This is a genomic window from Tatumella morbirosei (genome assembly GCF_000757425.2).
Classification (GTDB): Bacteria; Pseudomonadota; Gammaproteobacteria; order Enterobacterales; family Enterobacteriaceae; genus Tatumella; species Tatumella morbirosei.
Genome location: NZ_JPKR02000003.1, coordinates 591,116 through 612,943, shown reverse-complemented (window position 1 = coordinate 612,943; position 21,828 = coordinate 591,116). Strand labels below are relative to the sequence as shown.

Here is a 21,828-nt window from a genome sequence, read left to right as displayed (position 1 = left end):
AACCGCGTGTCGCAGGGCAGGGTGCTTACTCGATGACCGGATGATGAATCATCGCAAACTCGGCGGTATTGTTCATCATCAACGGAAAACCCTGGATAAATGCGCTGGCGGGTAGTTGATGGGCGTATTTACTGCCGGTGGCGGGTTCTCCCGGGGCTGCCTGTTTTCCAAACCAGGTCAGTTCAGAGATGAGTGCATTCGGGTTTTGTAATATCGACTGATCGTCATTGGCCCAGACATCCGACATTCCATTAATAGCCACCGCCTTCATCACCGCACGACCCACGGACGGGGCATACCACAGAGTCTCGAAGGTAAAGCCGGACACACTACACTGCTTACTTTGACAATGGATCTCTTGTGCCTGAGGCCCGGAAAACTGCGGGTCAGTTTTACTCCAGCGAATATGCCGAGTGATGATGACAGTATCAAAGCTACCGGCGGCCACGGTTATTTTAGCGACACCGGTAATCCTGGAGTCAGCACTGGCGTGATAAATGTATTGCCATGACTGGCCGTCACCACGGTCGACGTGGACCGGAAACTGATATTGGGTATGCCAGGTTTTCCCTAAGGTGAGTGGAAAATTCAGCAACTGCCTGTCGGTTGCGGGTTGTTCGGGTAATATCTGGCTGTAACTGTTCAGGTGCTCTTTAAACCCGCTGTCGCCGACCCGCCAGGTCGCCGTCTGTTTATCACTGCTAATCAGTGTCAGCACGCTGCTCTGCTTTCCGTTGGAGCTGTATTCCCACACGCTTCCCGCTGGCGGCAGTTCACGTTTATCTGCATGAAACGGCAGAGTGACTTTCGGCATTCCCTGACTGTCGAAGCTGAGGTAGTCCAGCCCGACACTATAGATTTTATCGCTGATTTCTCCGGCCTGATAACTGACGAATACCGCCTGGTGTTTATCATCATCGATACTGAACCCGGGGCCATTCTCTTTGCCATCGCGATAGATTTGGTAGCGGATCACTTTGCCGTCACGCACCACTTTCTCCTCTCCCTGCTGCCGGCCATTGTTCCAGGAAGAGTAAGTGGTCTGGCCATCGTAAGTCTGAATTTGCCGGCCGTCTTTAGCATAGTCCCCCCCGGTGCGATACTGTTGCAGGTCGGTGAGTTGGCCATGGGGGTCAAATGACTCTTTGATGTTGCGGTGGGCAGCAATTTCAAGGGTGTCTCGTTCCTGTAACTGGCCGTCAGGGCCGTAAGTCAGGGTAAGTTGTGGATCTTCGCCATAAGATTCTACGCGTGCAGTGAGTTTACCTTGTTGATCATAACTGTCTTCGAATTGCGTGACCCCCTGACTCAGGCTTTTCTCATACACTCTGCGCTTCAGTTGACCGTCGGGATAATAGTATTTTGACTGCTGATATTTATTTCCGTCAAAATCGAGACCTTCATAGCTGAGCTGACCATTCTGATACCAGGTTTTTTCGAGCACCGACGCGCCGGGTTCAGGATAACGCCTGACCTCTTCGGGCTTGCCGCTTTCGCGCCAGCGGATTTCCATTCCGACAGAATCCCCCTCCTGATTCCATTCCCCCTGTTTTTTAAGCTTGCCGTCAGGGTAAAATATCTGATAATTCCCCGTCATATTATCGCTGGCCAGCAGGTCCGTAGCATGGGGGTTTTTAAAGGTTGCCTGAATATAGGGCTGATTATTGAGGTAGCGCAGGGTGAATTTACCGTTGGCGGGAACCGGCCAGTCCAGTAACCAGGCGGTTGCTTGGCCGTTTATAGCCGGTTGAAATTCACTGTTAATCTTTCGGGTTTCCGCCATGACTGCCGGCGACAGCAGGGCGGCAGACAACAGGTATATTGCAGGCTTGAAGATCATAGGGTTCCGTAATTATTTTGAAATTCTGTTTAGCGTTTTACATTTGGTTTCATCCTGTCTTATCAGGAAAAATATATCAACCTGATGAATTACCGATAAATTCTGATTTTAATCCCGTCACTCACCTGGCATAACTATTGGATATGCAGGTCATGTATTAACTTCCATCGCAAATAAACCTGACCGCTACTGAATTCTCCTGTCGAATATGAAGAAAACCGCGAAAATATAGCAGTCGTCCCGATGCCTTTATTGAAAAATATTTTCTGTGACTCTCATTGTGAGGAGATGTCACTGCCAGTGAATGATTCAGTCTGACGGCATCATATTGATTGTGCCTGTGGCATGAGGGTATTGTACTTCAGCGATGACACTGCCAGTGAAGAACCTGGGGTTTTCAGGTGGAACCCACAATTTTTAACTGACTTATTGCCGGAGACGAAGCAATGAGAAACCTGGATGATATTGAAGCATTTGTACGGGTGGTGGAATGCGGAGACTTTACCGGCGCGGCACGGATCATGAATGTTACGGCCGGGGCTGTCAGTAAACAGATAAAAAGGCTGGAACAGTCGCTGGGTATTACCTTATTTGAACGTAGTACCCGAAAAATTCGGATGACAGGGGCTGGCCTGGAGATTTACGAACATTTCAAAACTGGATTAGAAAGTTTTTATCAGGCGAAGCTGATAGCGGAGCATGGACTGAACAGCCTGTCGGGCTCGATTGCTATCAGCAGCCCGTCAACCTTTAACCATTATTTCCTGATACCGGCCATCGATGCGTTTCGAAAACTGCATCCTGACGTCAGTTTTTCTCTGGAGAGCAGCGACAGAATTGTGGATCTGTATGCCTCAGGGATTGATATCGCAGTCCGTTCCGCAGAACTAGCCGATTCACGTTTAATTGCCAGAAAGCTTTTCGATCAACGCAGGGTGGTGGTATGCGCGCCTGAATTATTGTCAGGCGTTGACGTTCCGATGAATATAGCTGATTTAGCCCGGCTGCCGGCAGTGGTATTTGGTTACCCCGGCTATACTCCTGACTCCTGGATACTGGAACACGATGAAGGCAATAAAGTTCAGTCAGTCAGGCCGAAAAAAATGTTGATGACTGACGACGGTATGGCATTACTAACCTGGACTCTGCAGGGACAGGGTATAGCGTTGCGAGAAAGCTGGAGCATTAATGACTACCAGCAGCACGGTGAACTGATTCGTCTGATGCCTGAATGGCAGGAATCCGTAAGTAGCCTGTGGCTTATCCGAACCAGCCATCGAGGTTCGCCAGTACGGCTCAATGTTTTTTCCGAATTTCTCATCAATTTTTGTCGTCAGAAACTGCCACTCATGCACGGCGGGAGTCTTTAAATGACAGGACATTGTGACATTCTGTCACAAGTCATATTCCTGAACATCGTTCGCTAAGTTACTGACGCACACGCATTATTGGTCCTTCCCTTAAATTTACAGGATCTGATAATGCCTCTTTCGTTGTTCGTACTCGCTGTCAGTGCTTTTGCTATTGGTAGCGCAGAATTTGTCACTACCGGATTATTACAAACTATTGCGGCGGATTTGCAGATTTCGATTACCCATGCCGGAATGATGACATCGGGTTATGCGCTGGGCGTGGTGGTTAGTGCTCCACTACTCACTTGGTTGTCAGCCCGGGCTAACAGGAAACATACTTTATTGCTGCTGTTAGTGCTGTTTATTGCGGGCAATATTATTTCATCTCTGGCAGACAACCTGGAAATACTGATGGTTGGCAGAATACTGGCAGCATGCTGTCATGGCGCATTTTTTGGTATCGGTGCTGTGGTGGCAACCCGTATGGTGGAAGCAGATAAACAAGCCAGTGCCATTGCACTGATGTTTACCGGGCTGACTTTGGCCAATGTGCTGGGGGTGCCGGCGGGCACCTGGCTCGGTCAGCACTATGGCTGGCGCTCTGCTTTTCAGTTGATTGCCCTGTTGGGCGGCGTGGGGTTGGTAGGACTATGCTGGTTATTACCTAATCAGCAAACGGAGCAGCAAAGGCAGACAGGTGAACTGGCCGTCTTCAGGCGCCCTGAGGTTTGGTTGGCATTGCTGATTACTGCTAGCGGATTTGGCGGGTTACTGGCTTCTTTCGCCTACATTTCGCCGATGATGACTGAAATTAGCGGGTTTAGCATCACAGATTTGAGTCTGATTCTGGTGGTATATGGTCTTGGATTAGTGTCCGGAAATCTTGTTGCTGCAAGGTTCGCCAATCATCGTCCGGAGCCAGTCATACTGGTACTGCTAACATTACTGGTAGCGTTACTGCTGCTGTTTTATTTTACCCTGCACATCCGCTGGCTGGCGGTGATTAACGTCTTTATGCTGGGTGCCGTTGGTTTTGGCACTGTTCCTCCTTTGCAGATGTATGTTTTGCAGAAAGCCTATGGCGCACCAGCACTGGCTTCAGCGGCCAATATTTCTGCATTTAATCTTGGTGCAGCGGGTGGGGTTATGCTTGGCGGGCAAGCCATTGATGCGGGATTTGGGCTGGCTTCACCTAATCTGGCAGGGGCACTACTTTCAGGGACAGGGCTGATCATTGCCCTCTGCGTGATGGTCAGCCCGGTCAGAAGGCGGCGGTAATCCAGCCAGGGTTTAAATCCATATTTCGTTGCAAAACGAAGCATCAGAAGTCAGTGCGTGCAGAATAGTGGCTTCAGAAAACAGGAGACAACTATGATTGCTGTATTATTCGAAGCCGATGCACGACCGGAACATCAGCAACGTTATTTCCAGCTGGCGGCCGGGCTCAGATCGGAGCTGGATAATGTTCAGGGCTTTATTGCGATCGAGCGCTTTCAGAGCCTGACGAATCCCGGCAAAATTCTTTCCCTGTCATGGTGGGAGAATGAACAGGCGGTTCGGGAATGGAAGTGCAATTTGCGGCATCAGGCTGCACAGAGCGAAGGAAGAGAAACTATATTCTCCCGTTACCACATTAAAGTGGCTACTGTGATTCGTGAGTATTCCTCTGACGCGAGTGAGATTGACCATGTATGACATCTGGGTGGTACTGGCGAATCAGCCCGCTGAACTGGCACAACTGGGGCAACTGTTGGGCCAGGAGAATATCGGTCTCGAAGGTGGCGGGGTGTTTACGGTGGGTGAGGAATGTCACGCTCATTTTCTGGTGGAAGAGGGTGAGCGGGCCGCACAGGTGCTCCGCAATGCAGGTTTACAGGTGAAACAGGTAAAGGCTCCACTTATCAGAAAGCTTAGCCAGACAAGGTGTGGAGAATTAGGTGAAATCGCTGCGGTTCTGGCGGGTTATCATATTAATATCGTGACTCAGTACAGTGATCACAGCAATCACCTGATTCTGATAACGGACAATGATAAACTCGCGGCGCAAGTGACTACCCGTTGGAGTCTGTAATGAGCACAAAAAATTCACAGGCCTCTGCGTTGGCAGAGGATGAAAATCCGCTGCTGCGGCCTGTGTCGGAAATTGCTGCCGCCATGGCTGACCCTTCACGGATCAGCATGTTATGTGCACTGATGGATGGCAGGGCGTGGACCGCCACCGAACTCAGTGTGGTGGCCGGTATTGCCCCTTCAACTGCCAGTGCGCACCTGGCCAGACTGCAGCAAAACAGACTGATCAGTTGTCTGTCTCAGGGCCGTCATCGTTACTACCGCTTATCGGGGGAAGATGTAGCGGCTGTGCTGGAGTCCCTGATGGGGCTGTCTGTGGACCCGCAAAAAACAGCATCTGTCCGGACTCCGGCACACTTACGCCATGCACGTACCTGTTACGATCATCTGGCCGGCGAAGTGGCTGTTGCCATTTACGATGTTATGCTGTCTGAACAATGGATCATCCCTGAAAGTGAATGTTTATCTCCGCCAGGTAAAGAGAAATTTCTGCTAATGGGGATAAGCGACATCCCAAAGCTCAGACGTAAAGCAGCTTGTGCTTGTCTGGACTGGAGTGAACGACGCTTTCACCTGGGGGGAAATGCCGGAGCTCAGTTGCTGACGATTATGTTGCAAAATCAGTGGATAACCCGGCAGCCTGGTTACCGGGAAGTCACTTTTACTCAACAGGGAAAAAGGGCAGTGAAACGTTTTTTTGGTGTGACAATGTAGTGGTCCGGGGTATCTGTACCTGTGCATAGTCAGACCACACGGCAGACGGTCTCTGGTTCTTCTGAAGAACCATCGGCTGAATGATATCAGGTGGCAACCGTAATGCTTTTCCCGGGCTGTCCGGCCAGGCTGTGGTCTTTAACACATCGAACAAATCGTTTGAGTGCGGTGGTTGGTTGCACATCATTCCGGGTTATAAACAGGGTGGGAACCCGGGAGATGGCGGGGATCACTTCATGAACCTGTAATCTTTCCGCCAGTCCGGATTTCTCAACCACCGATCGGGGCAACAGAGTGATGCCCACTCCGGCACTGATGCACCCCAGCATGCCATCCAGCGAGCCGAACTCCATGCGCTGGAATGACGGGCGGCCCAGCCAGGTCAGATACTGTTCCAGCCGTTGTCGGTAGGCGCAGCCTTGTTTAAACATCAGTGCGGTAATACCCCGCGGGTTATCTTTCAGTTGTTGCGGATCACGTATTCCGCGGGTAGTTACCAGTACCAGTTCCTCGCTGAACACCGGTGTCGCTGCCAGTAACGGATGATCCACCGGTCCGGCCACAAACGCTCCGTCAGCCTCACAGTTGAGAACTTTATCGATCAGAAAAGCGGTGGCATCAATGGTCATTGCTAGTTGAACATCTTGATAACAATCATGAAAGCTGGCCAGAATATCCGGCAGACGGACTGCCAGCGTGGTTTCCATCGAGCCAATAGTGATAGTCCCGCTCGCTTCCCCTTCATCTCTGGTCACCCGCGAGGCTTCTTCCAGCATAGCCAGCGTGCGTTGTGCATAGGGTAACAGACGGTTGCCGGCACGGGTCAGTGTTACCCCCCGACTATGGCGTTCCAGCAAAGGTAGACCGATAAATTCTTCCAGTGACCGGATTCTGCTGGTGACATTGGACTGAACCGTATTAAGTTCTTTGGCGGCGGCAGTAATGCTGGCGCAGCGGGCAACGGTAGAGAACGTCAGTAAATCACAGGTTTTCATCAGAAACTCCCATCTCGTTTCTACCTCGTTAAGGTGCGTTGTCATTGTCATTTAAGATGTCAGAAAACTAAGCAAAATTCAGGCCAGTCGAACAGTTGAAGGTAATGTACTCAATATTAAGAGAATTAAATCCGACTCATCGCCAGGGCTGTCCCAGGGGCTTGTGCTGTGAGCGCTATTGCACCATCAGGAGAGTACTGCCGCTATCTGAGGAATACGGGTTAACCTCGGGGCGGCTGGGAATACTGACCCCGGCAGGCCGAACAACAGTGGCTTGCCGGCCGGGTTATTCATCCGGTTTACCAGACCGGTGGATGGCTGCCTAATGCCGGCGTGGTTCCCCGCCACTGGCAAGGTGTTTCAGACATTTGTAGCACGGGCCCCAGTGTTTTAAGGTCGCCATAACAGGTGCCTTCATCACACACTGCCCATTGTTCAAATTCCGCGGCAGACAGACGTCCCGGGGAATGCCGGAAATTTTCCAGTAACCCCTGACGTTGCAACAACATGGCAGACTGGCAGAGAGAGACCTGCACCCGATAACTGCCCCCCTCGCGGGCACGACGTGCCAGCGCCACCAGACCGCCAAAGGTCGCCAGGAAGCCGGTCAGAAAATCACAGGTAAATACCGGCATCAGTCGGGGTGAACCGTTACCGTGATGGAGTCCCTCGGTATGGCAAATTCCCGTGACCGCCTGGGCTATCTGATCCCAGCCGGCCCGGGATGCAAACGGTCCCCCTGAGCCAAAGCAGTTAATCGCGATATGAATCAATCCGGGGCGTAATTTCATCAGTTCATCTACGCCAAAACCATGCGCTTCGAGTCGTCCGGGACGGTAGCCATCAATAAAAATATCTGCATCTCTGACCAGTTGTTTTAGTTGCCCTGCTTGCTGTGGATTATCCATATCCAGGAAACAGCTGCGTTTGCCATGGCTGGTATCACGGACAAAGGCGGGGACCTGCGGCAGATGAGGGGCAGTAACCATTAATACGTCCGCACCATGTTCAGCAAACCCGATACCTGCGGTCGGTCCGGCCAAAATCCGCGTCAGATCTAACACTTTAACCCCGGAGGCCGGTAGTTCTCCGGCAGGAAGCGGCTGTGGTTCACCTTCCGCTATTTTGGTGATTTCCACCACCGGACGAGCTGCGAGATACTGGCCATGCGGGTGCTTCAGCCACTCTTCGGGACTGCGAACTTTGCCGCCGCAGGCCATGGCATCGGCAATCGTCTGTTCAAGCTGATCTGACTGCCAGCGGCGGACCCCCTGACTGACGGAGGACGGCGTGCTACTGCATTGCAAAATATCGAGAATTCTTTTTTCGAGATGGGGGAGATTGGTGTGTGGCAACAGCCAGCGATCATCGGCGGTTTTCCAGGGCTGGGTAAGCGATACCATGTGTTTCATTGCCTCAGAAACGGCAATCGGCCTGAATATGCCGTCATCGCCACGTCGCTGTGTCATGTCTCCGCCCGCCAGTGAGGTCGCCGCCGCCGCACGCATATCGATACTAATTTTTTGCCGTCTGCCGGTTTTCAGTTGCCACAGATCATTGGCTGCCACACCCCGGGCTGCGAGTAATGCTGCTGCAGTTTCGCCGACCTTAAACGGAGTGTTAAATAAGTTATCCTGACCGGTGACCTGAACTTCGCCTTTTGTAAGCGAGGTTCCCTCCCTGATGGCCATTAGTTCGGCAAAAGCCCCGGACTGTTCAGTAAAATTTTCCAGCATGGTGAGTGACTCCATAATAGCATGATAAATAAGCCGGTGAATAAATCAGGCAGTGTTGTCGGCAGTGAAACTGGCAAGGCTTTTCCTGCCTGCCAGTGAAACGGCGATACATACCATAAACGCCAGCGGGACGGTAACAATGGCAGGAGGGTCGATAGCAAACAGTGGCGTGCTGTGGCCAAGAACCTTTACCCAGACGGAGGGGCCGGCAATGGTCAATACCAGTGATGACACTAATCCGCATCCACCTCCCCACAACGCACCACGGGCAGTGAGTGAACGCCAATAAATAGCCAGAAGGAGTACCGGGAAGGTGGAGGAACAGGAGAGTGAAAAGGCCAGACTTATCATGTAGGCGATATTTTGCCCCTTAAACAGGATGGCAAGCAGTACAGCCAGTACCCCCAGGACGATGACCGATCCCCGCATGATTTTTACTTCGCTGGCATCACTGACGCTGCCTGTCTGGCTGAGAGTGCCGTAAATATCATGGCTAACCGCCGATGCCCCTGACAGTGTTAACCCCGCGACCACCGCCAGAATGGTGGCAAAAGCGACCGCAGCCAGAAAACCAAACAGGGGTTGTCCGCCAAGCAATGCTGCAAGTTGTAATACCGCGGTATTCCCCCCTACGCTGGCAGAAGGCAGACTATGAGCACGAAGCAGATACAGCGCACCAAAACCGATGATAAATATCATCAGATAAAATCCGTTCATAAACAGGGTGGCCCATAACACTGAGCTCCGTGCAGATTTGGCGTCTGGCACCGTGAAGAATCGCATCAGTACATGAGGCAGGCCAGCAGTGCCGAGCATTAATGCAATACCCAGTGAAAATGCTGACCACGGGTCTTTCGCGGGAGAAACAGGGATAAGGACCTGCTGGCCAGCCGGGTGAACACTGACCGCACCTTTCAGTAGTTCACTAAAACTGTATCCGGTCATTCTTAGTACCAGAAAGCAGAGCAGCAGGCAGCTGAAAATCATTAATACGGCTTTGATCATCTGAACCCAGGTGGTCGCCATCATGCCGCCAAACATAACGTACAGCACCATTAATACCCCCACCAGGGCGACGGCCCGGGTATAGTGGATGCCGAACATGACTTCAATGAGTTGTCCTGCACCTACCATCTGGGCAATCAGGTACAACAGCACAATGGTCAGAGAGGCAAAGGCTGAGAAAATACGGATGCCTTTTCCCGGTAACCGGGCACAGACCACATCGGTAAAGGTATATTGACCCAGCTTGCGCATTTTGGCGGCCATCAGAAAGACCACGATCGGCAGTCCGGTGGTGTAACCAATGGCATAAAACAGGCCATCAAAGCCACGGGAGAATACCAGAGCCGTCAGCCCCAGTAAGGCCCCGGCGGACATTGCATCTCCGGCAATGGCTAAACCGTTCTGAAAACCGGTAATTTTTCCGCCGGCACTGTAAAAATCACTCGCGGTTTTGGTTCGGCGGGCTGCCCGCCAGGTGATAAACAGTGTCATCAGAATGACGGCGATAAAGAAGAAAATGGCTAACCCGCCGGAGGCTGGTGAGGTTCCGGTCGATGCCAGTACCGGTGTACAAACAGCACTTAGCAGAGCGATGAGTAACAGCCTGATCATCTTAGTATTCCTCATGCTGGTTGGCTATCACCACATACAGCGTGGTGAGGATGATCCCACTGAGAATAACCACCGCTCCCAGCACAAAAGACACGGGAATCTGCGTCTGCATAAAGTTCTTCTGCAATGCCTCTGTGTTAAAAACGCACAGCTTAATAAAGGTAAAAAAAATAATAATTTGTACAGCGCTGAACAGGATGCCTGGCGTTGTATCATTCCGGGGTTTATGACTGACTTTCACTGAACGGCTCATACCATCTGTATCCTCATTAGCAGAGTAAAAGCGGGTCTTTCCTGAGGGTGACGGCAACTCACGGGGAGTCACCAGAGGGAAATCATTGCTTATGAGGGAACTGTAAAAGTCTCCCGGTATCACGGGTAGCGATTTGTTCTGATGCCAGTCATCTGAATTTATGATAGCTGGCGGGTATTGCACCGCGGACAGTGCATGACGCACCTGTATGGGATCACTGAAGATTCATTCTGGTGCATTTTGTGATTCAGAACGGAATAAATGATGAGACAATGCCCCTAGGCCATTTTAAGTAACTCAATGATTTAAAGTGTATTTAATGAGAGAAGGTGGGGTTGTCCGCCTCGCCGGACCGGGCCCACAGAGGGTTCTCCCGATATCCCAATATCTAAATGATTCTGGCTTTTATATGTCAATTTAGAATAAAAACTAATAAGGATGTAGAACCCCGGCCTCCGGAGAAACTCACCGACAATGTCTGATCAAGAGCGTTGACGGATGACTATTCAGTGAAAGCATTGTTCACCCTAAGCCCCCGGGCCAGAGGCCTGTAACATATCTCCTGCCGGTGTGTCCGGCAGGCATAGAGGTTAATTCGCAGATTTATTTTTCAGGTCTATTTCTTCACTGGCTTTAGCTATCGCAATGCGTACTACCTGAAGGATGATACCGCTACACACAACAGCAAGCACAACGGTAAAGAAGGCCGTGACCACTAAATCCACCAGAGTATTACCGGAGATCACCACCACCGGCCGATAGATAGCGATACCCGCGAATACCACCCAGTGACTAAAACAATAAAAACAACTGAACAGATGTCCTGCCATAGGATGTTTTGTCGCGGCCCACTGACGCAACGGACGAAACATTTCCTGTTGGGTGACCGAAACAGCCATACAGGCGGATACCATGGCAATGACCAGACATAACCAGAGATTTTGTAGCAGATTTTCAGACAGCATAACCGATACCTTCGTTGAGTATTTCATGTAATAATATAAGGTACATGAAAGTAACTAACTCATGCAACTAATAAAGTTACAATATTAACCCGCATTAACTGATCCGGAGTGAAGAATGCGTAAAGATCACCGGCTTTCCAGAGCCTTACATATCCTGATTCATATGGAAAAAATCACTGAAGCCGTGACATCAGAGCAAATTGCACTGATGATAAAAACCAATCCGGTCGTAGTGAGAAGGCTGTTTCAGGGATTACGCGAGGCCGGACTGATTCGATCTGAAAAAGGCCACGGCGGCGGATGGACTCTGGAAAAACCCTTACAGGAAATCACCCTGTTACAGGTGTTTTTAGCGATTGGCAGTAACGAGATGTTTACGGTGGGATGGGCTAACGAACATCAGGATTGCCGGATAGAACAGGCGGTTAATCAGCAACTTGAGCAAACTCTGGAGGCGGCACAGATGCTGATTGTTGAGCGTTTTGCCGAACTCACTCTTGACCGGTTGGTTCCGCAATAATAGCAAGCGTTGCACAGGGGAGGAGCCCTTCATCCCGCCCGGTCAAACTTCAGCGGAAAAGTCTCTTTGATTACCGGCAGGAAAGTTAAGGTTATCATACTGAATAACCAGGCTATTATTTTAGTTTCTGGCTGGAAATTTATACTTATTCAGCCGTTAAGGCAGTTAGCGGAGGGTTAATGCAGGACGCAGGTCTATCTCAGGAAGTGAATACTGTTGCACGTAGAGTATCGACACGGGCAGTGTTTTTTATTGCAGGCTTTGCAATGGGGGTCTGGGCGCCGTTAGTCCCTTATGCTCAACAGCGGTTACAACTTGATGCTGGTTCACTGGGGTTACTGTTACTTTGCCTGGGCACTGGTTCACTGATCACAATGTTGTTTTCGGGTAAGCTCACCAGCCGCTTTGGCTGTCGGGCTATGGTTATCGCGGGCGCTCTGATGGCCTGTCTGGCTTTGCCGCTGCTGGCTACCACAGAGTCTCTGTCCTTAATGGTTGCCAGCTTGTTACTGTTCGGCGCCGGAGTGGGACTGACCGATGTGACAGTGAATATTCAGGGGACTCTGGTTGAGCAACAGAGCGAAGTTCCTCTGATGTCTGGATTCCATGGTTTATTTAGTGTGGGTGGAATAGCCGGAGCTGCGGGAGGAAGTCTGGTACTGGGGGCGGGCATGTCGCCTCTGTTGATGGTATTCTCCGCGGTGACGTTAATGCTACTGACCATGATACTGAGCCTCCCACATTTATTACCTTTTGCCTCTCACCAGCAACAACAGCATTCTGTTTTTCGCCTGAATCTTCGGCTTATCCTGATGGCTGGAATGTGTATGCTATGTTTTCTGGCAGAGGGTGCCATGCTGGACTGGAGTGGGATTTGGCTCACCGAACAACGCGGGCTGGCGATTGTACACGCAGGCTGGGGCTATGCGGTGTTTGGTGGCGCCATGGCGTTGATGCGACTCACAGGGGATCGGCTGGTCAGCCGGCTGGGGCGAAAAAAAATTCTGATTCTCAGTGGTGTTTTTGCGGCGGCAGGTTATGCACTGGCGGTATTGTTGCCAGGCATTGCATCCTCGCTGGGGGGATTTATTCTGGTGGGGATAGGGGCGGCTAATGTCGCTCCGGTGATTACTACCCTGGCGGGAAAAGAGCAGGTGATGCCATCAAATTTGTCGGTGGCTTTTGTCGCCACGGTCGGTTATCTCGGTATTCTGATGGGCCCGGCGGTGTTGGGTTTTATCGCGCACGGTTATGGGCTGGCGATGGCGTTTACCTGTATGTCATTATCGTTGCTGCTGGTGGCAGCAGGGGCACTAAAACTCGATTACCGGTAATGATGGGCAGGGCTGGCTGCCAGAACGGACTATCGCCGGGAGCCAGGTCTGTCTGCCGGAAGTTTTTTTCGCCGGACAGCAGGCTTATCTTGTCAGTCACTGCCGTCCAAAGCATGACCCTCCAGGCGTTTAGTGCCTGCCATATCACTTATTTTCTATCAGTGAATCACAAATTCCAGCTTCTCTCTTAAGCCACGCCGCAATTCACATTTCTTGGTTAAATTAGTGCTGTTCATCCGCAGAGGATTGTATTGCAATATCGTTGTTTTCCCATGACGCCAGTCCTGGCGGACATAAATAATTGATAGTCAGGCCGACGGGAAGATGGAGCATTAACCAGGCGCAGTAGCCTTTATGCTGACTGCTATCCGGAGAATTACGCCGGAATTTACCATTAATCAATTTCGTAATATTACGGAGGATCTTATGCAGTTGGTTAAGAATTGCACTTCGGGTGGCCCGGATGTTATATTAAAATATAATATCCGGAGATCTTTTATGCACACCACACGTCTCAAAAAAGTCGGCGGTTCAGTCATGCTGTCAGTTCCGCCAGCTTTGCTGAAAGCCCTGGGGCTGTCAGCAGACAGCAACGTCGGGATTACCATTGAAAATGGTTGCCTGGTTATTGCACCACAGAAAAAGCCACATTATACCCTCGAAGAGTTGTTGGCACAGTGTGACCCTCACGCTGAAGGCGTTATGCCCGACAGCCAATGGATTGACGGGGCTCCTGCTGGCAAGGAGATTTTGTAGATGGGGAGAGGTGAAATATGGCTGGTATGCCTTGACCCCACAGAGGGGCATGAGCAGCGCGGCCAGCGGCCGGTATTGGTTGTTTCCTCCACGGCATTTAACCACTTTACACGTCTTCCGGTTGTTCTGCCCGTGACCCGGGGTGGGAACTATGCCAGGGGGGCCGGTTTTACTGTGTCTCTTGAGGGTGCTGGTACGCTTACGACCGGGGTGATTCGTTGTGACCAACCCCGAACTATTGATATCAATGCCCGTCACGGTAAGCTGCTGGAAAAAGCCCCTGAGTCCATCGTCAACGAAGTACTGGCCCGGCTGGAAACCATTATGAGCTGATAAGGCCTGTCCGTGAAACTGCATTAGCACGACAGACCGCAGCTTTATCATTCAGATTCCGGGCGGAAAGAAAAATTTTAAACAGTCATCATATTTCCGCTACTGGGAGCATTACCAGAGCCACACAGATTAAGCCACCAGCCATCACAGCGTTCTGCGTATACGTTCATTCTCTACCATCGCCTGCCATTGTTTAACTGAAGGCCTTTCCTTCATTCGGTGATACCACTCATGCAACGCGCTACAATCCGGGGGCACGGCAAGCTTTACTAACGTAGAGAATATCATCCCTCCAATAACCGCGATATCCGCCATTGAGAAAGCATCACCCGCGACATAAGGTCGCGTTTGCAAAACCTGATCAAAATAGTACATTCCCCGGACTGCTTTATCGCGCATTCGGTTGCCCCATTCCGGATTTTGATAGTGTTCAACCTCAGGTCCCAACCCCGGGGTGGCGTGATGGAAATAGGTGCTAACTGCATCCAGGAACTCAATTTCAGCACGCCTGGTCATCATGTGAATAATGCCTTTATCTGCCGGAGTGGTACCGGTCAGGCTGTAGGGTGGTTCAAGTGAATCCAGATACTGCGTAATCGCCGTGCACTCTGCGATCAATGTACCATCGTCGAGCTGTAAAACAGGCAGCGTTCCTGAATAGTTGATGGAGAGAAACTGTTTTGTTTTATGTTCGCCAGTCCATAAGTTGACGGGGATAAATTCTGTTGCTGAAAGCATCCCTTTTTCGGCCAGTGCAATACGCACACGTGCAGGATAAGGGCCGTCATACCAGTCATAGATTTTCATTGTCAGGAATCCTTTAATTCTGTGATTTAAGGTTATTTGTCACACACAATATCAACCCGCCTGCCTACCTACCAGTAGGTAGGCTTGCATTGAGATTGAACCTGCTTATGGCAAATGTCAATATCTGCCTGTCAGTTGGCAGGTTACTCTGGTCAGTGTATATTGAGGTCCTGGTTGCGAAGGAAAGAGGCGGATATGAGTGTAAATGCCCGGGAAGCAATACTGGCAGAGGCCCGAAATGCGGCTCAAAAACATGGATATAACGGGATAAACTTCCGGAGTATTGCCACCAGGGTGGGGATCAAAAATGCCAGTATCTTTTATCACTTTGCCAGTAAGGCGAAGCTTGGTGCTGTGGTTGCTCATCAATATTGTCAGGATACAGTCCAGTGCCTGGAGAGCATACGCAATAGAAGTACCAGCGCCCACCAGGCCTTAAGTCATTATCCCGCGATTTTCCGTAAATCTCTTGAGAATGAAAACAGGTTATGTTTGTCCAGCTTTATGGCGGCTGAATATGAAGATCTGCCTGAGGAGGTCAGGACAGAGGTCGAAGCCTTTGTTGATGCTAACGTTGGGTGGCTTAGCCGTGTGCTGAGTGAGAAAGACGGAGGCGATGCAGAGGCATACAAAACTCAGGCTTTGGCTATTTATACGGCGGTCGCAGGTGCACAACTGATTGCACGCATCCGCCAGAGCATAGAATTATTTGATGAACTCATTGTGGCTTATCAAAAGGCTGGACTGATCCCTACCGATCAGTCGCATAGCTGAAGTGTGCACCTCCTCTTGTAGTGATGCCTGTTTTGGTTTGTACGCTCAATTCGGGGATGGGGTTTCCCCTTTTTTATGCCCGGGCAGACTTCGGTGATTGTATTGCCTCCGTCACCCGGTTTATCAGCTTGCAGGCAAATCTTTTTTTCCGTTTGCCGGATGTATCACCTGCCGCCGTCAGGGGGGTTATGACTGACCAAGGCTGGTCGATAATAATGAATCAGAACGTCCTGGTAGTTTTCATGGAGAATCCCTTGATTAATAATCAAATGGATGACTTAAGCCAGGCTGCGATATTCTGCGTGGGAATATTATTCTGCACGTTCCAGGTGTCGTTCATCGGCCACCACATACCGTCTCCCCGGGCGAAGGCCGCACGATAGCGAAGCATCTGGTCATCCGGGCTGGCCTGCAATTCCTCCAGCAGGGTCGGCAGGGTCAGAACCTTTTTTACAAAGGTTTGTTGTGTCACTCGCTCGACCGTTTCTGCCAGTTCACCATAGGAAGTCGTTTCTCCTGCAACAAACACCACTTCGTTGGCAATACGCGGCTGATGGAGATAAATGTCGGTGGTGAGTCGGCCGATATCTTCCGGAGAAGTTACTGTAACCTGTGTGTCCCATCCCCCCAGCGCATTGATAGTCCGTGCGGATAAATTCACCACATCGAATGCAGGCTCGAAGAGAAAGCTGGTAAACATACCGGTGGAGATAATGATCCATTCGGTGTTGTGTTGTTCTCGCAGTAAGGTTCTTACATCATACTGTTCGTCCCAGACCGGCTGGCCGCTGCCTTTGCCGACGACATCGTAGTTAACACCAAACTGCCATGGAAAGTAGCGGTTAACTCCGGCTTCCAGTACTGCGCGGGTGATTTTTATCTGGGTGCCTGCGCCTGCAACAAACCCCATACAATTGATAACGGTATCAAACTCTTTAAACTGATCCTTCAGGGCGTCCATCGTGCTGTCGGCGATGTCCAGAGGGATTAATTTTGCTCCGGCATCCACATATTTTTGATGCGTGGAAGCGCACAGTTGACCTTGTTTATCCCAGGCTCGAGGCGAAACGATAACGCACACAGTGCCTTCTCGCTGAGAGACTGCGGGGAGCAGATGCTGCAGTACAGCCGCCCCGAGTTGTCCTGCGCCCAGCACCAGTATTTTTTCACCTGAGTGTAATTTATGCTCTGCCATGTTAGTTCCTTATACTATTTTAGCCGTGTTCAGTGTCCGGGAGAAAGTGTAGGGCGATGATGTACGTTCGATAAGATCCCTAAACCGGGTTAGACTGTTCGCTCTGACGGGATAATCAATATCTACAGGCAAGAGGGTAGGATGGATAAACTGGCAGCAATGCAGGTCTATGTCAGCGTGGTGGAAACTCATGGCTTTGCAAGAGCGGCAGAAGTGCTGGGTCTGCCACGCTCTACGGTTTCCAGGGTTATCCGGGAGCTGGAATCCTGGCTTGGTATCCAGCTTTTGCAGCGTACTACCCGCAAACTCAGCATCACGACGGAGGGCCAGCGCTACTACGACGAATGCAAAAGGATCCTGACGGATATTGCCGCCATGGAGTCGTCTTTTCCCGCCCGATCTGAGCAGCCAGGAGGCCGTTTCAAAGTGGGGATGCCCCAGTCCCTCGCCCGACATTGCATTATCCCCGGACTCCCGTCGTTTCTCCGCCAGTACCCCGGGCTGGAAGTGATGCTGTGCTCAAGCGATAATGTTGAGGATATCATCAGGGAAGGATATGACTGCGTGATCCGTACTGGCAGGATCGAAGATTCAACAACCCTGGTTGCCCGCCCACTGCCTGGTTTTACCTGGGTCGTTCTGGCCGCGCCGTCTTATATTGATGCTTTCGGCAAGCCGCAAAAACTGGATGAACTGGAAAAGCATCACGCGGTTGGCTATCTGAATCACCGCACCGGACGCACAACTGAATGGTTTTTTACCCTTGATGGTGGGGATCGGGCGATCCGTATGAGAGAGGTACTCATCGTTGACGATACCGATGCCTATATTCAGGCCGGGATACAGGGGGTTGGGTTAATCCGTGTCGCCAGTTATCTGGCTATGCCGTACCTGCAAAGCGGGGAACTGGTCTCCTGTCTGGAGAACAGCACCTCTGAATTACCGCTATCCCTGGTATACCCCTATAGCCGGTATATACCACCGTCAGTTCGCGCTTTTTATGACTGGAGCAGAACGATGTTAAGTCACCCGGATAATCGTCAGTAAAGTAAAAAGAGAGTTAACTTTTTAGCGTACATTTTCATTCTGTTGGCCGTAAGATCCTGCTACGGGATGGATCACAAGACCTGCGTCCTTTTTAATGGCAATACATTACCGGCTTTTACCGGTAATGTATTGCCAGCAAGCGCTTTTAGTCAGAATGGAACAACATTCAGTTCATCAGATCGCGCCATTTTACCATCCTGTCACTAAGGTCAAGCATCTCTCCGTCGACACTGAAATGGCCATCGCCCTGATGGTGGAGCAGGCGCAGTTCCTGCCATGCGCTGTCAAGCCAAATCCGCCGAACTTCCAGCACCCACAGGTTATAGCGCCGCACCTGGCGGTCATCCACCACTCTGCACTCCAGGTTAGCCAGGCATTCATCTACCAGAGGCGCACTGATTGATTGCGCGGCGATGGGCGTCAGGCCGAAACGAGCAAATTTGTCGTCTGTTTCCCCCGAGCAATTACCGATGTCCACAACGGTCTTTGCCATCCCGGCTGGCGGTACAGCCAGAACACATTCTCCTGTATCTGACAGCGCCTGATAGCTGTAATCCCAGGGGCCGATAATCACACCGACCAGCGGTGGGGCATGCTGCATCATCATGTGAAAACCTGCGGTCATCAGATTCGTTCGGCCATCTGTCCCCCTCGTGGATACCAGAATAACGGGACCAGCTTCAAGAATACGGTACGCTTTCTCCGCAGGCAGGCTGTCATGCATGAGATATCCTCCAGAAAGCAAATCAGGGACAGTGTGGTTCACATGTCCCCGGTGAATGGGTTATTACTCTTCAAAATCCGTGGCATCTGACGCACTTCGCCAGACATCAAGGTCCTGACTCACTGCATGCATTTTTTTGTTCAGCAAGAGTGTTGGCAATCTTACCTGCAAAAAGATGCACGGGTGGGGCGTCAGCACTGGCCGCCTGCAGTATCAGAGAAGCTACTTTATCAGGATTGCCAGCCTGTTTGCCGTCCAGACCGTTCAGATGGAGGTCCAGCGAGGCCTGAGCTTCGGTATAGTCAGCGATTGTGCGCTGGGCCACGACCAGTGTCTCCTTTGACAGGAACCCGGTGCGCACCGGTCCAGGATAGACCACTGTGGCTCTGATATTCAGTTCGGCCAGTTCGGCCGCCAGGGTTTCGGTCAGACCGGCCAGTGCGAATTTGCTGGCGACATAGCTTCCCCAGCCCGCGTAACCGCCCTGAAAGCCTACGATCGACGCCACGTTGAAGATATGGCCGCTGCGCCGCGTACGCATATGCGGCAGGGCATGGCGCAGTACATGCAGGGGAGCAAATACGTTAACATCGAAATTGCGGCGTAATTCGCTGTCGGTTAATGCTTCAATGGTACCCTGCTGGCCGTAGCCTGCGTTGTTGACCACACAGTCAATGTGCCCGAAGGCGGCAATGGTGCTGTTGATGGCTTGTTGAACGCTGACTTCGTTCACCAGGTCCACCTCCAGCGCCAGCAGCCGCGCGTTATCGTCGCCGAATACCTGACGCAGACTGGTCAGGGTGCGGGAGGTCGCGGCTACGGTATCGCCTCGCGCCAGTAACTGGCGTGCCAGCGAAAGACCAATACCACGAGCAGCTCCGGTGATAAACCAGACTTTTGCAGGGGAGGTTTGTTGTTGCATTGATGAAGACTCCTGTTCTTGAAAAAAGAATTGCATCACTGAATGGCGACACTCATGCCACCGTCGGCCATAACCACTGCGCCGACAATGTAACTGGCCCTGTCTGACGCCAGAAAGGCTGTTTCTCCTTGCCTGTCACCGGGCTGGAGAGGCTATATCATGGGAATATTTAACTGACAGGAATCATAAAGAGAGAGCACATACGGTGACAGGCCTGACACTCTTGCATCATTGCCTAATCCTATTTCCCTTATTGATTTTTATGTATGCAGGAGGTGAAAATATAAGCATTAGGTCAATTAACAGGTCGGATGTATGCCACAAAGTTTACCTTCAGGGTCTCAACAGTCCGAAATGGCGGCGATGATTTGCCAGCTCGCCCCCCAAGAAGGTCATACCCTTACGTTGCTTGATGGCGTGCGTCTGATGCGAGCTGACGGAGCGCTGGGGCGAACCCCGGTATTGTACGAACCGGGCATTGTGATTGTCTGTCAGGGACATAAAAGAGGTTACCTCGCCGATAAGATTTATCACTACGACCCATTACACTACCTGGTGCTTTCAGTACCTCTGCCATTTTCAACCGAGACAGATGCCAGTCCGGAAGAACCTTTGCTTGCCGTGTCCATTCGTCTGGATATGACGGCGGTGGCAGACCTGGTGATGACTATCGATCACCATGACAATGCTCTTTCGAATTCACCTGTTGGTATCGTCTCCACCCCCCTCGATGACACGCTGGCAGATACGACAGTTCGTCTATTGAAGGTATTATTTTCACCAATCGAAGCCAGAGTTCTGGGACCCGGGATTGTTCGGGAGCTGATTTTTCGTGTCTTGTTGGGTGACCGGGGTGGAGCTATTCGCGCAGCGTTGGCCTGCCATGGTAACTTTGGTCGTATTGCGCGAACGTTACGGCGTATCCATCTCGAGTATACCCAGCCACTGGATGTGGCCTCGCTTGCACAGGAAGCTGGTCTGAGTGTTCCTGCTTTTCATGTGCATTTTAAAGCTGTGGCAGCGACTTCTCCCATCCAGTACATCAAGTCTGTGCGTCTACATCAGGCGCGACTGATGATGATTCGGGACAACGTTACTGCAGCCGGCGCAGCTGCGCGGGTCGGCTACGAAAGTGCGTCGCAGTTCAATCGGGAGTTCAAAAGACTGTTTGGTCGAAGTCCAGGAGAGGAGGCGCGTACAATGCGCACAGCATTCGCACTAATGGAACCTGTGTAACCCGAAGCGGCAGCACAGGCACATTAATCTGCAACTGTCGGTATCCTGTGCAAATGTTCAATGTAAACCGGACTGCGGTGCCAGGAGGCTGGTGGCTCATGACTCATGACGATAATGGGGTAATCTGAATAAACCGATGGATTTTCGTTGGTGACAAAAATTTTAGCAACAGCTGCCATCACATCGACATCCACTATCAGAGTCAATATGGGGCACTCCATTATTGAGCTCATCTGAGTACTGCCAAACCACCGGACTTTCCTGAGGACGGGGAAAAATAAAATGCCCTGGAAACAATCGCTGGTTAGTGTGTTGTCGCAGGGTCAGAGCCAGATACAGATCGTCAGGCGATATAAATGCAAAAAGCCCGCTTAAGTTTCCTTAAGCAGGCTTCTTTAATATGGCTCCTCTGACTGGACTCGAACCAGTGACATACGGATTAACAGTCCGCCGTTCTACCGACTGAACTACAGAGGAATTGTCGTGAAGACGAGGCGCATATTAGCGGCGCCTGCCTGGGTTGTCAAAGGTCTTTCGCGCGGGTTTTGACTGAATGTTGAATATTTCAGCGCTCCTGGTGAATCTGGCGCAAAAACCACCATACCCGCATGTTTCTGCGTCGATCCCCGGTCACTTTG

General features: G+C 51.1%; 22 protein-coding genes and 1 tRNA gene. 12 read left to right on the top strand and 11 right to left on the bottom strand.

Going from position 1 to position 21,828, the window contains the following annotated elements; all coding sequences use genetic code 11:
• Positions 1 to 25 precede the first annotated feature (25 nt).
• On the bottom strand, positions 26 to 1,840 hold the full coding sequence (locus HA49_RS05725) for a toxin-antitoxin system YwqK family antitoxin (protein ID WP_038021086.1): 1,815 nt from the start codon (positions 1,838 to 1,840) through the stop codon (positions 26 to 28).
• A 446-nt stretch (positions 1,841 to 2,286) separates the two neighbouring features.
• On the opposite strand from HA49_RS05725, the gene HA49_RS05720 reads away from it, so the two are divergent.
• The 5 genes from HA49_RS05720 to HA49_RS05700 all read left to right on the top strand — a co-directional run bounded on the left by HA49_RS05720 (position 2,287) and on the right by HA49_RS05700 (position 5,976).
• Positions 2,287 to 3,210 carry a LysR family transcriptional regulator gene (locus HA49_RS05720; protein WP_038021084.1) on the top strand — a complete coding sequence of 308 codons (924 nt, stop codon included), beginning with the start codon at positions 2,287 to 2,289 and terminating at the stop codon, positions 3,208 to 3,210.
• Between the two features lie 111 nt (positions 3,211 to 3,321).
• The gene (locus HA49_RS05715; RefSeq protein WP_038021082.1) at positions 3,322 to 4,470 is read left to right on the top strand and encodes an MFS transporter; all 1,149 of its coding nucleotides are present in this window, start codon (positions 3,322 to 3,324) and stop codon (positions 4,468 to 4,470) included.
• A gap of 93 nt (positions 4,471 to 4,563) precedes the next feature.
• The gene (locus HA49_RS05710; protein WP_038021080.1) at positions 4,564 to 4,887 is read left to right on the top strand and encodes an antibiotic biosynthesis monooxygenase family protein; all 324 of its coding nucleotides are present in this window, start codon (positions 4,564 to 4,566) and stop codon (positions 4,885 to 4,887) included.
• The gene (locus HA49_RS05705; RefSeq protein WP_038021078.1) at positions 4,880 to 5,263 is read left to right on the top strand and encodes an amino acid-binding protein; all 384 of its coding nucleotides are present in this window, start codon (positions 4,880 to 4,882) and stop codon (positions 5,261 to 5,263) included. The genes HA49_RS05710 and HA49_RS05705 overlap by 8 nt, the downstream gene beginning before the upstream one ends.
• Positions 5,263 to 5,976 carry an ArsR/SmtB family transcription factor gene (locus tag HA49_RS05700; protein WP_046791687.1) on the top strand — a complete coding sequence of 238 codons (714 nt, stop codon included), beginning with the start codon at positions 5,263 to 5,265 and terminating at the stop codon, positions 5,974 to 5,976. Before HA49_RS05705 ends, HA49_RS05700 begins: the two co-directional genes overlap by 1 nt.
• An 86-nt stretch (positions 5,977 to 6,062) precedes the next feature.
• Here HA49_RS05700 and HA49_RS05695 read toward each other — a convergent pair whose 3' ends face one another.
• From HA49_RS05695 to HA49_RS05675, 5 genes are all read right to left on the bottom strand, one after another.
• Positions 6,063 to 6,971, bottom strand: coding sequence for a LysR family transcriptional regulator (locus HA49_RS05695; protein WP_046791686.1), 909 nt, complete (start codon positions 6,969 to 6,971; stop codon positions 6,063 to 6,065).
• A gap of 299 nt (positions 6,972 to 7,270) precedes the next feature.
• Positions 7,271 to 8,707, bottom strand: a complete 1,437-nt coding sequence (locus HA49_RS05690; RefSeq protein ID WP_038021076.1) for a CoA transferase — start codon at positions 8,705 to 8,707, stop codon at positions 7,271 to 7,273.
• A 45-nt stretch (positions 8,708 to 8,752) separates the two neighbouring features.
• Positions 8,753 to 10,324, bottom strand: coding sequence for a sodium:solute symporter family transporter (locus tag HA49_RS05685; RefSeq protein WP_046791685.1), 1,572 nt, complete (start codon positions 10,322 to 10,324; stop codon positions 8,753 to 8,755).
• A 1-nt stretch (position 10,325) separates the two neighbouring features.
• Complete coding sequence (locus tag HA49_RS05680) at positions 10,326 to 10,577, bottom strand: DUF485 domain-containing protein (protein ID WP_038021074.1); 252 nt, start codon at positions 10,575 to 10,577, stop codon at positions 10,326 to 10,328.
• A 590-nt stretch (positions 10,578 to 11,167) separates the two neighbouring features.
• The gene (locus HA49_RS05675; protein ID WP_038021072.1) at positions 11,168 to 11,542 is read right to left on the bottom strand and encodes a hypothetical protein; all 375 of its coding nucleotides are present in this window, start codon (positions 11,540 to 11,542) and stop codon (positions 11,168 to 11,170) included.
• Positions 11,543 to 11,657: 115 nt separating this feature from the next.
• On the opposite strand from HA49_RS05675, the gene HA49_RS05670 reads away from it, so the two are divergent.
• From HA49_RS05670 to HA49_RS05655, 4 genes are all read left to right on the top strand, one after another.
• Positions 11,658 to 12,062 carry an Rrf2 family transcriptional regulator gene (locus tag HA49_RS05670; RefSeq protein ID WP_038021070.1) on the top strand — a complete coding sequence of 135 codons (405 nt, stop codon included), beginning with the start codon at positions 11,658 to 11,660 and terminating at the stop codon, positions 12,060 to 12,062.
• A gap of 179 nt (positions 12,063 to 12,241) precedes the next feature.
• Entirely contained in the window at positions 12,242 to 13,396 is a 1,155-nt protein-coding gene (locus tag HA49_RS05665) for an MFS transporter (RefSeq protein WP_038021068.1), read from the top strand.
• A gap of 498 nt (positions 13,397 to 13,894) precedes the next feature.
• Positions 13,895 to 14,152, top strand: coding sequence for an AbrB/MazE/SpoVT family DNA-binding domain-containing protein (locus HA49_RS05660; protein ID WP_038022512.1), 258 nt, complete (start codon positions 13,895 to 13,897; stop codon positions 14,150 to 14,152).
• Positions 14,153 to 14,485: a type II toxin-antitoxin system PemK/MazF family toxin gene (locus HA49_RS05655; RefSeq protein WP_038021066.1), complete on the top strand. Its 333-nt coding sequence runs from the start codon at positions 14,153 to 14,155 to the stop codon at positions 14,483 to 14,485.
• 144 nt (positions 14,486 to 14,629) lie between these two features.
• Here HA49_RS05655 and HA49_RS05650 read toward each other — a convergent pair whose 3' ends face one another.
• Positions 14,630 to 15,292 (bottom strand): glutathione S-transferase, encoded by a 663-nt coding sequence (locus tag HA49_RS05650; protein WP_038021064.1) that lies wholly within the window; start codon positions 15,290 to 15,292, stop codon positions 14,630 to 14,632.
• 195 nt (positions 15,293 to 15,487) lie between these two features.
• Between HA49_RS05650 and HA49_RS05645 the strand changes: the two genes are divergently transcribed.
• Positions 15,488 to 16,066, top strand: coding sequence for a TetR/AcrR family transcriptional regulator (locus HA49_RS05645; RefSeq protein ID WP_038021062.1), 579 nt, complete (start codon positions 15,488 to 15,490; stop codon positions 16,064 to 16,066).
• A 265-nt stretch (positions 16,067 to 16,331) separates the two neighbouring features.
• Here HA49_RS05645 and HA49_RS05640 read toward each other — a convergent pair whose 3' ends face one another.
• Positions 16,332 to 17,261, bottom strand: coding sequence for an aromatic alcohol reductase (locus HA49_RS05640; RefSeq protein WP_038021061.1), 930 nt, complete (start codon positions 17,259 to 17,261; stop codon positions 16,332 to 16,334).
• A 141-nt stretch (positions 17,262 to 17,402) separates the two neighbouring features.
• Between HA49_RS05640 and HA49_RS05635 the strand changes: the two genes are divergently transcribed.
• Complete coding sequence (locus HA49_RS05635) at positions 17,403 to 18,308, top strand: LysR family transcriptional regulator (RefSeq protein WP_020078422.1); 906 nt, start codon at positions 17,403 to 17,405, stop codon at positions 18,306 to 18,308.
• Between the two features lie 166 nt (positions 18,309 to 18,474).
• Here HA49_RS05635 and HA49_RS05630 read toward each other — a convergent pair whose 3' ends face one another.
• Both HA49_RS05630 and HA49_RS05625 read right to left on the bottom strand, forming a co-directional pair.
• Complete coding sequence (locus tag HA49_RS05630) at positions 18,475 to 19,032, bottom strand: flavin reductase family protein (protein ID WP_020078423.1); 558 nt, start codon at positions 19,030 to 19,032, stop codon at positions 18,475 to 18,477.
• Positions 19,033 to 19,138: 106 nt separating this feature from the next.
• Complete coding sequence (locus HA49_RS05625) at positions 19,139 to 19,954, bottom strand: SDR family oxidoreductase (RefSeq protein ID WP_245610157.1); 816 nt, start codon at positions 19,952 to 19,954, stop codon at positions 19,139 to 19,141.
• A 354-nt stretch (positions 19,955 to 20,308) separates the two neighbouring features.
• Here HA49_RS05625 and HA49_RS05620 point away from each other — a divergent pair, with 354 nt between their 5' ends.
• Positions 20,309 to 21,190, top strand: a complete 882-nt coding sequence (locus HA49_RS05620; protein ID WP_038022510.1) for an AraC family transcriptional regulator — start codon at positions 20,309 to 20,311, stop codon at positions 21,188 to 21,190.
• 401 nt (positions 21,191 to 21,591) lie between these two features.
• Here HA49_RS05620 and HA49_RS05610 read toward each other — a convergent pair.
• Positions 21,592 to 21,667 (bottom strand) — tRNA-Asn (locus HA49_RS05610).
• Positions 21,668 to 21,828: the final 161 nt, after the last annotated feature.

Bases quoted from the DNA above. Each gene is read 5' to 3' on its own strand.
- HA49_RS05660 (WP_038022512.1), top strand. From the start codon at position 13,895: ATGCACACCACACGTCTCAAAAAAGTCGGCGGTTCAGTCATGCTGTCA.
- HA49_RS05710 (WP_038021080.1), top strand. From the start codon at position 4,564: ATGATTGCTGTATTATTCGAAGCCGATGCACGACCGGAACATCAGCAA.
- HA49_RS05655 (WP_038021066.1), top strand. From the start codon at position 14,153: ATGGGGAGAGGTGAAATATGGCTGGTATGCCTTGACCCCACAGAGGGG.
- HA49_RS05625 (WP_245610157.1), bottom strand. From the start codon at position 19,954: ATGCAACAACAAACCTCCCCTGCAAAAGTCTGGTTTATCACCGGAGCT.
- HA49_RS05640 (WP_038021061.1), bottom strand. From the start codon at position 17,261: ATGGCAGAGCATAAATTACACTCAGGTGAAAAAATACTGGTGCTGGGC.
- HA49_RS05705 (WP_038021078.1), top strand. From the start codon at position 4,880: ATGTATGACATCTGGGTGGTACTGGCGAATCAGCCCGCTGAACTGGCA.
- HA49_RS05645 (WP_038021062.1), top strand. From the start codon at position 15,488: ATGAGTGTAAATGCCCGGGAAGCAATACTGGCAGAGGCCCGAAATGCG.
- HA49_RS05670 (WP_038021070.1), top strand. From the start codon at position 11,658: ATGCGTAAAGATCACCGGCTTTCCAGAGCCTTACATATCCTGATTCAT.
- HA49_RS05695 (WP_046791686.1), bottom strand. From the start codon at position 6,971: ATGAAAACCTGTGATTTACTGACGTTCTCTACCGTTGCCCGCTGCGCC.
- HA49_RS05725 (WP_038021086.1), bottom strand. From the start codon at position 1,840: ATGATCTTCAAGCCTGCAATATACCTGTTGTCTGCCGCCCTGCTGTCG.
- HA49_RS05685 (WP_046791685.1), bottom strand. From the start codon at position 10,324: ATGATCAGGCTGTTACTCATCGCTCTGCTAAGTGCTGTTTGTACACCG.
- HA49_RS05635 (WP_020078422.1), top strand. From the start codon at position 17,403: ATGGATAAACTGGCAGCAATGCAGGTCTATGTCAGCGTGGTGGAAACT.
- HA49_RS05720 (WP_038021084.1), top strand. From the start codon at position 2,287: ATGAGAAACCTGGATGATATTGAAGCATTTGTACGGGTGGTGGAATGC.
- HA49_RS05680 (WP_038021074.1), bottom strand. From the start codon at position 10,577: ATGAGCCGTTCAGTGAAAGTCAGTCATAAACCCCGGAATGATACAACG.
- HA49_RS05715 (WP_038021082.1), top strand. From the start codon at position 3,322: ATGCCTCTTTCGTTGTTCGTACTCGCTGTCAGTGCTTTTGCTATTGGT.
- HA49_RS05675 (WP_038021072.1), bottom strand. From the start codon at position 11,542: ATGCTGTCTGAAAATCTGCTACAAAATCTCTGGTTATGTCTGGTCATT.
- HA49_RS05630 (WP_020078423.1), bottom strand. From the start codon at position 19,032: ATGCATGACAGCCTGCCTGCGGAGAAAGCGTACCGTATTCTTGAAGCT.
- HA49_RS05665 (WP_038021068.1), top strand. From the start codon at position 12,242: ATGCAGGACGCAGGTCTATCTCAGGAAGTGAATACTGTTGCACGTAGA.
- HA49_RS05650 (WP_038021064.1), bottom strand. From the start codon at position 15,292: ATGAAAATCTATGACTGGTATGACGGCCCTTATCCTGCACGTGTGCGT.
- HA49_RS05620 (WP_038022510.1), top strand. From the start codon at position 20,309: ATGGCGGCGATGATTTGCCAGCTCGCCCCCCAAGAAGGTCATACCCTT.
- HA49_RS05690 (WP_038021076.1), bottom strand. From the start codon at position 8,707: ATGCTGGAAAATTTTACTGAACAGTCCGGGGCTTTTGCCGAACTAATG.
- HA49_RS05700 (WP_046791687.1), top strand. From the start codon at position 5,263: ATGAGCACAAAAAATTCACAGGCCTCTGCGTTGGCAGAGGATGAAAAT.